The sequence below is a fragment of the Frankia sp. CeRuru1 genome (assembly GCF_977966315.1).
The window spans coordinates 1-11,179 of sequence record NZ_CDWWEW010000154.1; the positions used below are offsets into that span (position 1 = coordinate 1).

Genomic DNA, 11,179 nt, shown 5'->3' on the forward strand with positions numbered 1-11,179 from the left:
GGTCGATGCCCTGGCCGGCCCCGATGCTGGCCGCGGATCTGGCTGAGGACGCTGGCTGGGGACGCTGGCTGGGGACCCCGGCTGGTTCGGACCCGAAGGCTGGTTCTGGATCCGAACGCCGTGTCCCGCACGGGTGGGACACGGCGTTCGGGCACGCGGGCACGGGCGCGGGCCCGCGCCACCTGGGTCAGCGCGGGGCGCAGGCGGCCAGTGCGTCCCAGTCGACCCTCGGCCGCGGCAGGCCGCGCCGCTCCAGGTAGAGCTCGGAGCGGCGGCGCGCGTCGGCGATCCAGTCCTCCTCGCCGGCGTCGTAGCCGCCGTCGGCCGCACCCGCGTCGGCCGCACCCGCGCCCGTGTCGGCGGTGGCGTCCGGCTCGCCCGGTACCCGCTCGGGGGAGAAGCTCCAGCCGCCGTCGGAGGTCGTCGCGGTCCCGGCCACGTGCAGGGAGCTCATGTCGCCCGACTGGCCGTTGTGCCGGTGCCAGAGCAGGCTAGCCGGTCCCGGCCGGCCGGCGAACGGCTGGAGCGGGCGTACCGCGAGCACGTCCTGCCCCTCCTGCCGGGCCAGCGCGACGCGCGCGGAGCTGGGGTGGCCGGCCGCGTCCGGGGCGGTCAGCACGGCGGTCGGGTAGCGGCGCAGGGCGTCGTCGATCCGCTCCTGGAGGGGGCCGAACCAGGGGGCGGGCGGTTCCAGGGCCCCGCCGGCCGGCGTGCGCTCCACGGCGTGGACCCGGTCCGGCGTGATGACGATGGGCAGCCGCCAGTAGTACCAGTCCATCGTGGCCCGGGCCTCGTTCGAGGCGAACTCCTCGACCAGCGTCGGCGTCTTGCGGAACAGGACCCGCCAGTAGTCGGGGATGTCCTGCGGGGTGGCGACGCCGTCCGGGACGGTCGCTGTCCCCTGCACCAGCACGGCGGGGGCGGAGTCCGGCAGGCCGCTGCCGGTGAAGTCGGAGCAGAGGACCGCCACCCGGCTGTCCCGCCGGGCGTTGGACACCTTCGCGGCGTAGGCCAGCGGCGTGGTGATGACTATCTGCCCGGTCTGCGGGATCCAGCTCGCCGCCATCGGCCGGGTATTTGTCCCACCCGTTTTCGTGATTGTGCTGAATTCTACGACGCGTATCTCGGCCAGCACCGCCGAGACCTGTGGGTCGATCGCCATGAAACCTCCGTTCTCGAAAGATCGACCACCAGGCTAAAAGGTGAAGTTGAGTTGAGGTCAAGTATCCCAGGTCGCGGCGCGTGTCGCGGGATCCGCGCCGCTCTCTTCAGACGTTTACGCCCGCCCGCCGGGCGGCGGCCAGCACCACGTCCCGGGTGGGCGGTATTTCGCGCAGCGCCGCGTGGTATTCGGCGCGCGCCGCGTGGTATTCGGCGCGCGCCGCGTCGAGTTCCGCCCGCGCGGCCGGCTCGTACAACATGTCATGCAGGCTGCGGACCACCCGGGAATGGTCGAGCAGTTCCGCCGTGCGCCCGGCGGCGAGGAACGGGTTGTCGCGCATGAGCGGGCGCATCACCCCGTTCCACCGCCACGGCCACAGCGAGAACGAGGGAAGGCCGTCGGGAAAACCGCGCAGCCAGGTCTCGACCGTCCCGGACACCGGGCCGAGCAGGCGGGCCAGCGCTCCCGGGTCGTCGGCAGGGACGTCGAGGCTGTTCGTGGTGAGCAGGCCCGGGACGTCCGCCAGGACGGCCACCTCCAGGGAGGCGGCCGGAAAGTAGGATGACCAGACGGCGTCCGCGGCGCTCACCGCATCGTCGTGTTCCCCGGCGGTGTGCTCGGGCCGCAGGTGCGTCCGCTTCGGCGGCAGCGCCCGGTAGGCGTCGAAGGTCGGCCCCATCATCAGGATGTGGGTGCTCGCCGGCAGCTCGCGCAGGTACTCGACGACGAGCTCCGGGACGCGGGCGGCGAGCCGGCCGGTCATCTCGTCGCCACGGGTCAGCATCGCGTGCTGCGGCCGCAGGCCGGGGATCATCAGCAGCCGGTCGTCGGGGCCCAGGCCGAGCTCCTCGCGCACCCGGGCCCGGGTCGCCTGATCGCGCCGCCGTACCCGGGTGCACCGGTAGGGGAAGGCGTGCGGGGCGACCTGCGCGCCAGCGGGCCGGGCCACCGGGACCGGGCGCAGCCGCGCCGGCATCGACAGGATGCGGTCACTGACCTCGGTGGCCCTGCCCCGGATCTCCAGGCCCAGCCCGCCCGCCGCGAGTTCGTACAGGTCGATCGGCAGCACGGGCAGGTCGAGATCGTCGACGAACCACGGATCGGTGTCGTAGGTGTAGGTGCACGTCAGCCAGTGGCCGATGTAGTCGCTCAGGACGAGGGCGTCGGGCCGCAGCCCGCGGATCAGGGTGCGTACGACGTCCCGCAGGTCGACGCCGTGCTCCGGCGTGACAACCGTGAACGGGTGCCCGGCTCGGGCGGCCTGGCCGGTGTTGTACGGCGCCAGCAGGAAGTGGCAGTCGAAACCGTGCTCGCGGAGCTGGTTCGCCAGATCGATGCCGATCGCCACCTCGTGATGCTCGTCGACGACCAGTGCGAGGAAGAGAAGTCGCATGAGTACTCGCCTGTCTTCCCAGCCGTCAGCGGATCTTGTCCAACGCGGCGCGCAGCTCGCCGACGACGGTGTCCACGTCGGCGTCGGTGAGGCCCTGGTGCAGCGGCAGGCACAGGGTGCCGTCGGCGGCGGCGTCGGTGCCCGGCAGGACCAGGTCGGGGTCCGCGCCGTAGGCGGGCACCCTGTGCAGCGGCGGGTAGCGGAACGTCGTGTAGATGTCGGCCTGGTACAGCAGGGCCGCGACCTGGTCACGCAGCTCGGGGTCCAACTGCACCCAGTAGAAATAGTGTGAGCTCTGGTGCCCGGCGGGTGGGGCCGGCGGCAGGGTCAGCTCGCCGACGTCGCCGAGCTGCTCGTCGTATCGGGCGACGAGCTCCGCGCGGCGCCGGATGAACTCCGGCAGCCGGCCGAGCTGGACGCGCCCGATCGCCGCGGTCAGGTCGTTGCCGATCAGGCGGCGGGCGAAGTCCTGGACGTCCAGCTCCCACCAGCGGTGCGAGACCCGCGCGCGGGCGAAGCCGCTGGACTGCGCGAGCCCGTGGTAGGCCAGCCGGCGGGCGCGCTCCAGCACCCGCGGGTCGCGGACGTAGAGCATCCCGCCGTCACCGGTGCTCATGATCTTCATTGCGTCGAAGCTCCACACGGCGAAGTCGCCGAAGGTCCCCACCCGGCGGCCGTCGACGCTGGACGCGACCGCGCAGGCCGCGTCCTCCACCAGGGCGATCCCGCGCTTCCGGCACAACCGCGCGACCTGCTCGATCTCACCGGGGTGCCCGCCGTAATGCAGCGGCAGCACGGCTCGGGTCCGCTCGGTGAGGCAGGCCGCCACGTCGGAGACCCGCGGGTTGACGGTGCGCGGGTCGACGTCGCAGAACACCGGGGTGGCGCCGCGCGCCGCGATGGCGTTGGCAGCGGCCACGAAGCTGATGCTCGGCAGGACCACCTCGTCGCCGGGCACGAGGTCGAGCAGGTCCGCGACGACGAACAGCCCCGAGGTGCAGGAGTTCAGGAACAGCAGGTGCTCGGCAGGCACGTCGAGATACCCGGCGAACTCCTTCTCGAACGCAGCGGTGCGCGGCCCGGCACCCAGCCAGTTGCTCTGGAAGACCTCGGCCACGGCGGCGAGCTCCGCCGCGCCCACCGAGGGCTGGAACACGTTGATCACGTCGGGCTCCGTTCGTCGACGGCGGGCCAGGCCGGCAGCAGACCGGCGGCGAGCGCCTGTTGGAGAAGGGGCGCGGCGGCATCCTTGGCCGACAGGATCGGCTCGGCAGGGGTGCCCCAGGGCAGGTCGAGTTCCGGGTCCAGCGGGTTCACCTCGAACTGGGTACCCGGAACGAACGTGGTGGAGACGACGTAGCAGATGCAGGTGTCGTCCTCGAGGGCAAGAAAACCGTGGCCGAGCCCTTCGGCGATATGCACCGCCTCGCCGGTGCCGGCGGCCAGCACGGTGCGTTCGTGCCGGCCGAACGTCGGGGAACCCACCCGCAGGTCGACCGCGATGTCGACCAGCGCGCCCCGCACGCACGTCACGTACTTGGCCTGGCCCGGCGGAATCAGCACCCCGTGCAGGCCGCGCAGGGTGTTCTTCCGGGACACCGAGTAGTTGATCTGGGCAACGTCGAACGGGTGGCCCAGGGCCTGGCCAAGCAGGTCCGCGCGGAATCCCTCGTAGAAGCTGCCGCGGGCGTCGTCCCAGCGTTTCGGGTAGACCCGATGAACGCCCGCTATCCCCGATTCCTCGATCCGCACGGTACCTCCGGGAGTCAGGGCGGGGGAAGCCATGGCGGCAGGAGTCATGGCGGCGGAGTCCAGCGTCGTCGCGGGCGGTCGATCCGACCTCGAAACGCGCTCAAGGGCGCCGTCCGGCCCCTCTCAACTCCAAGCGGCTGAAAGAACGTGAACGGTGCCGCCTCGCTTGCTGGGCGTCGCGGCAGACCGGCACCGATCCCGCCCATGCCGCCGCCGCAGCCCAGCTACGTCGGGCACTGGCGCTCACCGACACCGACGTCGAGCACAGGCCGCTGTCCGACTACGACCGGCACTTCGGACTTGACGACGACACGCAGGTCACCTGATGCCCGCGTACTCCCGGGATACACCGGACGTATGCCCGCTGGCAGGCCACCGCGCGGACGGGTGGACCGATCGGGAAGGGGCCGTGGCCCACCCCGGTCGTCGACCAGATCGAACCGCTGGCGGCGAAGTACGCCGCGGACTGGCCGGCCTGGGGCCATCGCAAGATCCACGCGATGATGGCCGTCGACGGCCACATAGCCTCACCCTCGCCGGGGTCTGTGACTACTTCTCGAAGGTCGAGTTCGGCTGGCACATCGCCCCGACCTGCACCGGCGCCGAGGCCGTCGTCACCGTCCAGCTCGCCCTGGCCGAGGCCGAGCGCCTCGCTGGCCGCCCGCTCACCGACGTCCTGGCCGACCCGGTCACCGGGGAGCTCCCCAAGATCACGCTGGTGACCGGCTGGAGCGATCCCGCTCTCAAATCCCCCCACCAAGATCCAGAAAACCCAACCTTCAGGTCAGGATTCCTGAGCCAAGATCTTGACACGGGACACGAGGAGGGGAACGTCGAGGAAGGTTCTGGGGGCTACCGGCCGAGCTCGGCGTACTTGGCTTCGGTGACGTCCTTCTGCGGCTTCCACCACCAGTCGTTGGTGCGGTACCAGTCGATGGTAGCGGCCAGCCCGGCGCGGAAATCGCCGTAACGGGGCTCCCAGCCCAGCTCGGTGCGGATCTTCGTGGAGTCGTTGGCGTAGCGTAGGTCGTGGCCCGGCCGGTCGGAGACGTGGTCGAAGGCGTCCGCAGGCTGGCCCATCAGCTCCAGGATAAGCGCCAGGATCTCGGTGTTGTTGCGCTCGTCGCCGGAGCCGATCAGGTACGTCTGCCCCGGGGCGCCCTTGGTGAGGATCAGGTGCACGGCGTCATTGTGGTCATCGACGTGGGTCCACTCCCGCACGTTCTCACCCGCCCCGTACAGCTTGGGCCGCTCGGCGACGAGCACGTTGGTGATCTGGCGGGGGACGAACTTCTCCACATGCTGGTACGGACCGTAGTTGTTGGCGCAGTTACTCAGGGTGGCGGCCACCCCGAACGAGCGCGCCCACGCGCGGACCAGCATGTCCGAGCTGGCCTTGGCCGCGCTGTAGGGGCTGGAAGGGTCGTAGCGGGTCTCCTCGGTGAACTTGTCGACCGCGTCGAGGGCCAGGTCGCCGAAGACCTCGTCGGTGGAGATGTGGTGCAGCCGCTTGTCGTGGCGGCGCACCGCTTCCAGGATCGTGTAGGTGCCGAGGATGTTGGTGCGGATGAACGGCTCCGGGTCGTGCAGCGAGTTGTCGACGTGCGACTCGGCCGCGAAGTGCACCACCACGTCGTGCTCAGCCATGAGACGGTCGACGAGGGTGGCGTCGCAGATGTCGCCGTGGACGAACCGGACCTTGTTGGCGATCGGGGCGAGGCTGTCGCGGTTGCCCGCATAGGTCAGCGCATCCAGCACGCACACCTCGTACTGCGGGTAGTTGCAGATGGTGTGGTGGACGAAGTTCGCGCCGATGAACCCGGCCCCGCCGGTGACGAGCATCCTCATGACCCGGCATCCTACGGGCGACCCCTGACGCGCCAGAATCTCACAAGTAGAACAATCGGCGGATTGTTGGTACGTCAGCCCGTGGGGATACTCGTCGTCGTAGTCGCCCCGGGGCGCTGCGGTGGGCCGCGGCCTGGGCTCGGTCGTCGAAGCCGCTGATCGCGGTCGGCGAGTCCGGGTCGCGGTACGCCGCCTCGGCGATGCTGTCGGCGGCCTCGTGGTCCATCCTCAACCTCGTGCACGACCTCGCCGAGCGAAACATCGGCGTACGAATTCTCGCCGACCCGCTACCGATCAACACCGGCGACGAGGGCATGGGCCACATCGCCTTCCTGTTCCTCGCCTTGTTTTACCGAGATGGAACGCACCTTCACAGCCGAACGCGCCGCGCACTCCCGCGCCGTGGCCGAGGCCGCCGGCCGGTCGGTGGGCCGCACCTAGCCCACCCCCGGAGAAGATCGAGTACGCCCGGCTGCGCAAGGCGCAGGGGGGTAAGCCTCGGCACAATCGCCGCGAAGACCAAGCATCCCGAAGACCTCGCTGCGCCGCTACCTCGCCGACACGCCTGCCCTGGCTGGCGCCGGGGCGGGGCCGGCCGCCGGGGGCTGAACCACCCAGCTGGGAACCGGCGCTCGGGCGGCGGCCTGCCGCCATTGGCGATCATCTCGGTGCCGCCCGGATGGCACCCGCCGCAGTGACGACCACGGCGTGGAAGTCGGCCATCCGCGCCAGCTCGGCCGCTGACGCGGGGCCGGTGTCCTTGACCACCAGCGTCGGCCCGGCCGGGTGCAGCACCTTCGCCGCGCCGGAGGTGCTGACCACCTGGGGAACAAAGTCGACGCCCACCCGGTCGCCGGAGGCGGGCGCAGCCGGTTGCGGTCTCCTCGGTGCCGTCGGTGAGCGCGTTCACGACCTGCCGGTAGCCGGCGTGCAGGTCGTCGAGCAGTCGGTGCAGGGCGTGAAGCCCGGTCGGCGAACACCGCGACGTACGGCTCGACGAGCGCCAGGCGGTCGAAGGCGGTCAGCCGGGCCGGCGTGACTCGGCGACGGCGATGGTACTGCGGGACGTGCAGGTGGGTGTGGAACTTCGAGGCCACCGAGTGGGCGTCCGGGGAGGTGTCGTCGGGGTTGAACCCGTGCGTGACGTACACGTCGGCGTCCAACTCGGCCGCTACCCGCGCCGCGACCTGCGGGTGCCAGCCGAGCGCCGCAGCGAACTCGTCGCCGGTGAGGTCGAGCCAGGAGCGCACCGAACGGCCGGGAGTTCCGGCGTAGACGTTGAGGTCGCGGTCGCTCCAGGTCACCGACTTGCCCACCACGACCAGCTGCAGACCGGCGACCGTGGTGGCGTGCAGCAGCGGCAGCCGGCCGCAGAACTCCTTCCAGCCCATGGCCTCGGCGTCGGTGGTGGTCAGATACTGTGGCCCGTACCGTCGGGTGTCCACTGTGGATACACGGGCCAGTCGACGCGGGCAGCGTCCCCGGTGTCTGCATGGGCTGCGGGGTTAGGGCCGCCACCGGTTGACCGCGGCGACGACCCGGTCGACGTCATCGTCGGACAGGCCCTTCCACATCGGCAGGCACAGGTGCGTCGCGGCGAACCGCTCCGCCTGGGGCAGGCCACCTGCCGGGGCAGGCAGGCCCAGGACGGGTTGGCGGTGCAGCGGCACCTCGTAGACGCCCTTGGCGGTACGCACCCCCATCCTGTATAGGTAGTCGCGCAGCGCATCGCGGTGGCCCTCGGCGGCGGTGACAACGAACTTGTGGCCGCTGTAGATCGCGCCCGTCCATTTCGTAGCAGATTGACTACCCTGAGTGTGCCCCCAACGGGGCAACGTGCAGACCCGTGCAGTCGTCGCGGTGGTGGAGGGTCTCATCCCTGGCTCCTCAACGGCCAACACGGCAGGTTTGGTTACGTTCTGTCGGGCAAACGGTACAATGCGTCCCGTCTCGCGGACCGCTGCCTGGATCGTCACGCCGGTCAGGACGATGCGGCAGGCGGCCCGGTGGGTTGCCCGGTCATATTGGATCTCAAGCCGGAGAACCTCGAACAGCCTCCGGGACAGGTCATCGGGAAGGCTCGCGAGGTCGACCGGGCTGACGGGCAACTGGTCGAGCAGCGTTGGGTTGGACTCGCGTTCGGATTCGTTGTCTATTGCGGTCAGTTCTTCTCGATGTTTGTCTATTTCAGCTTGCAATGCGGCGCGCCCCTCGTTGATGTCTCGGATTAGGTCTTGGTCGGGGTCGTCGATATGTGCGAGGTTGAGGGCGAGTCGCTTGCGCTTGGTCTCGGTCTCCGCGATGGCCCTGTGTAGAGCGCCAGCTCGCTTCTCCCGTTCCCGTCGCCGGCCCGTGTCGATGTCTTTGAGGTTGTAAGCGAGGAGGTCTCTCCGGTACTGCCCGAACACCTTCTCGCTCAGGAAGGAGGATAGACCGTCGAGTAGATCGGCCTCCCGTATCCAGATGCTTGCGGTGGGGTGGCCGGATGGGCGGTAGTTCTTCTTGGCCGCACAAATATAGTAGATCGTGCCCCGTTGAGGCTTTCCCCACATTCGACGCCCGCACAGGGCGCAGAAGAGGTAGCTGCGTAACGGATACGTCCGAGTAGCACCGGGATGTCTGCTCGGGCCGGGCGCAGTACGGGAGCGTTCGCGGCGTTCCGCGACCTGTTGTGCCTGTACATAGGTCTCCAGGTCGACCAGAGCTTCGTGTGACGGCGATGGCGACCAAACCCAGTCCTCGACTGGGTTGATCCGGTTCCTGCCCTTGCCTTTGCGCGCACGCCGGTTCCACACCATGTGCCCGGTGTACTTCGGGTTAGTGATAACGTCACGGACGTTGGAATAGGTCCAATGCCCGATGGCGCGCGCCGGCTCCACAGGCGTCGGAGGAGGGTTGCTCACAAGATCGCGGTTGAGCTGGTCCGCGATCGTCTGATACCCGAGGCGATTGACGACACGCAACCTGAAGATCAGTTCCACGACGGGTCCCTCCGTCGGGTGTTTCTCTAGGCGCATCTTCTTCTGGCCCTTGGCCCGTTTGGCTGGGACCGGGTGTGGGATGCGATGCGCCGCGTAGCCGTACGGAGGTTTGCCGATGTTATAGCCGTGTTCGGTGTGGACCTCGGTGCCGTCCCACGACTTCTCCAGCATCTCGGTGACGTACCACTCGGCGACGCCCTGCTTGACGCGGCGGGTCAGCACCTGGGTCGCCATCTTCGGGCGGCGCCCGTCCCGACCAAGATGGATCGGTTCGTCGGCCGCCAGGAGCTGGACCCCGGCCTGTTCGAGGTGGTGTTCGATCTCGGTGGCGACGTAGGCACGGCGGGAGATCCGGTCGATGGACTCGCAGATCACAACGTCAAACCTGCGGTCCGGGCGTCGAGCCTCCTCCAGGAGGTCGGAGATGCCGCCGTCGCGAGGTATCGGGATCTCGAACATCTCGTGGGCACGACCTCGCCCACGCTCAGAAAGGTCCTTGCGGCCGGACTCGATGTCATAGAAGTGCGCCACAACGACAGCGTTGTCGGGGAGGACTTGCTGGCAGGTCCGCAGTTGCCGGGGGAGCGACAGCGTAGGATCTTGCTGATCATAGGTGGAGGTGCGTCCCGCCCACGCCACGCGTATGTATGACGGCTGGGTTTGCGTCCCGTCTGTCCCACCGGAATGATTGCCGTTTACGCGGCGCGATCCTGCCCATGCCCGGATCTCTGCTGGGCTACCCACTCCACCACATCCTTGATCACCTTTGCTTGTTCGCGGGCCAAACGCTCGCCTGCGGCGCCGTCGACGGTACGGACCTGGAAGTCCATCTCAGGGGCATCCGCGGGGGTGCCGAGGTCACGGTCGTGGCCGCTTCCACCCTTCGCGGCCTTCATTGGGTCGCCGCGTCAGGTGTGCTTTCGGCTGGACGGCGTCCGGCTTTGCCTCTCCGGACCCTCCTCGACAGATCGTCAGTGCCGCTTGGGCTCTGAGGCTCGTAGCCGTGTGCGGCGAAGAGGATTTCGCGGTCGAAGGATCGGGTGCGCGGCGAGCGTGGTCGGAGGAGATCGGGTAGCTCCTCGGCGCTGACGATGACGACCTGGTTGTCGTGGGCGAGAGAGCATCGGGCGTCGAGATCACGCGGGTTGCGCGCTATCCGGTCAAGCGACGCGCACAGGATGAGGTCGAAGGGACCGTCCGCTCCCGTCAGCGTGGTGGCAAGGTCGTCCCATCCGCCGTCGCGATGCCGTGGGCCGTGCGCGCCGCGGACAGCCAGTTCCGTGATCTCATCGATCGGCTGCGGGAAGTCGTAGAAGAAACTGGTGATGGCGACTCGATCGGCCGCGGCTGCGACGCACTGCTCGTACTGTCGGGCCACAATGTGCGCGGCGTTGACTCCCCGTGCATTCGTGCGGCCGTAGAACGCCGCGCGCGGAACGCCATCCGCTATGCGGGTCCGGTCAGGGCGTTGGCCCGTCGTGCCGGTCGGTGTCTGGATCGTCACCGAGACCAGGATGCCGGGGGTGTGGCTCTCCGTCGGACGTATCGAGGGAAGCCGGAGGGTGGTTCGCTTCACGACGATCACCTTTCTTGTGACGAAGAGGTCGCCGGGGCCTGGAGCGTAACGCCGGCTGAAACGAGATGGGAAACGTTCCCGAAGGGAACTCGGGTAGTCCGGGCTCGTCGGCGGCGAATTGTAACGCCGGCCAGGGAGACCACACATCGACTCGCGATACCGGCCGTGGCGAGGCACTACCGCAGGTGGTTCTATACCGCTCCAGGGGCGCCGGTGGCCAGGTTCAGCCACCATCACGACGGCGTTGACCGCCAGTGCCTCGGACTGCGCTTGTGGGCGCGTCGTCGCGCGGCTCATGCGGCGAGCCCGTCCGGACTCCCGGCCGCCTGCTCCTGCGCCAGCGCGGCCTTGGCGAGGTCATGAAACGTTGGATTGCGGTCGATCCCGACATATGCGCGGCCCAGCTGGCGGGCGGCCCGGCCGGTCGTTCCGGCGCCGGAGAAGGGATCAAGAACCGTGCCCTGGGG

The 11,179-nt window shown here is 69.2% G+C and carries 11 protein-coding genes; all 11 read right to left on the reverse strand.

The genetic code is table 11. The annotated features are described in order from the left end of the window. Positions 1 to 187 precede the first annotated feature (187 nt). On the reverse strand, positions 188 to 1,162 hold the full coding sequence (locus AC08OP_RS12860; RefSeq protein ID WP_476614396.1) for a pyridoxamine 5'-phosphate oxidase family protein: 975 nt from the start codon (positions 1,160 to 1,162) through the stop codon (positions 188 to 190). Positions 1,163 to 1,268: 106 nt separating this feature from the next. Beyond that, positions 1,269 to 2,555, reverse strand: coding sequence for a DUF6365 family protein (locus AC08OP_RS12865; protein ID WP_476614397.1), 1,287 nt, complete (start codon positions 2,553 to 2,555; stop codon positions 1,269 to 1,271). Positions 2,556 to 2,580: 25 nt separating this feature from the next. Next, positions 2,581 to 3,720 carry a DegT/DnrJ/EryC1/StrS aminotransferase family protein gene (locus tag AC08OP_RS12870; RefSeq protein ID WP_476614398.1) on the reverse strand — a complete coding sequence of 380 codons (1,140 nt, stop codon included), beginning with the start codon at positions 3,718 to 3,720 and terminating at the stop codon, positions 2,581 to 2,583. Next, positions 3,717 to 4,307 carry a dTDP-4-dehydrorhamnose 3,5-epimerase family protein gene (locus tag AC08OP_RS12875; RefSeq protein ID WP_476614399.1) on the reverse strand — a complete coding sequence of 197 codons (591 nt, stop codon included), beginning with the start codon at positions 4,305 to 4,307 and terminating at the stop codon, positions 3,717 to 3,719. Before AC08OP_RS12875 ends, AC08OP_RS12870 begins: the two co-directional genes overlap by 4 nt. Positions 4,308 to 4,587: 280 nt before the next feature. After that, on the reverse strand, positions 4,588 to 5,064 hold the full coding sequence (locus tag AC08OP_RS12880) for a hypothetical protein (RefSeq protein WP_476614400.1): 477 nt from the start codon (positions 5,062 to 5,064) through the stop codon (positions 4,588 to 4,590). Positions 5,065 to 5,159: 95 nt separating this feature from the next. Next, positions 5,160 to 6,155: a dTDP-glucose 4,6-dehydratase gene (gene rfbB / locus AC08OP_RS12885; protein ID WP_476614401.1), complete on the reverse strand. Its 996-nt coding sequence runs from the start codon at positions 6,153 to 6,155 to the stop codon at positions 5,160 to 5,162. A gap of 40 nt (positions 6,156 to 6,195) precedes the next feature. Next, on the reverse strand, positions 6,196 to 6,381 hold the full coding sequence (locus AC08OP_RS12890; RefSeq protein WP_476614402.1) for a hypothetical protein: 186 nt from the start codon (positions 6,379 to 6,381) through the stop codon (positions 6,196 to 6,198). A gap of 322 nt (positions 6,382 to 6,703) precedes the next feature. Further along, complete coding sequence (locus AC08OP_RS12895) at positions 6,704 to 7,600, reverse strand: hypothetical protein (protein ID WP_476614403.1); 897 nt, start codon at positions 7,598 to 7,600, stop codon at positions 6,704 to 6,706. A gap of 60 nt (positions 7,601 to 7,660) precedes the next feature. Then, positions 7,661 to 9,880, reverse strand: coding sequence for a recombinase family protein (locus tag AC08OP_RS12900; RefSeq protein ID WP_476614404.1), 2,220 nt, complete (start codon positions 9,878 to 9,880; stop codon positions 7,661 to 7,663). A 148-nt stretch (positions 9,881 to 10,028) separates the two neighbouring features. Then, on the reverse strand, positions 10,029 to 10,712 hold the full coding sequence (locus tag AC08OP_RS12905; RefSeq protein WP_476614405.1) for a recombinase family protein: 684 nt from the start codon (positions 10,710 to 10,712) through the stop codon (positions 10,029 to 10,031). Between the two features lie 293 nt (positions 10,713 to 11,005). Next, a partial coding sequence (locus AC08OP_RS12910; RefSeq protein WP_476614406.1) for a DNA methyltransferase occupies positions 11,006 to 11,179 on the reverse strand: 174 nt, incomplete at its 5' end.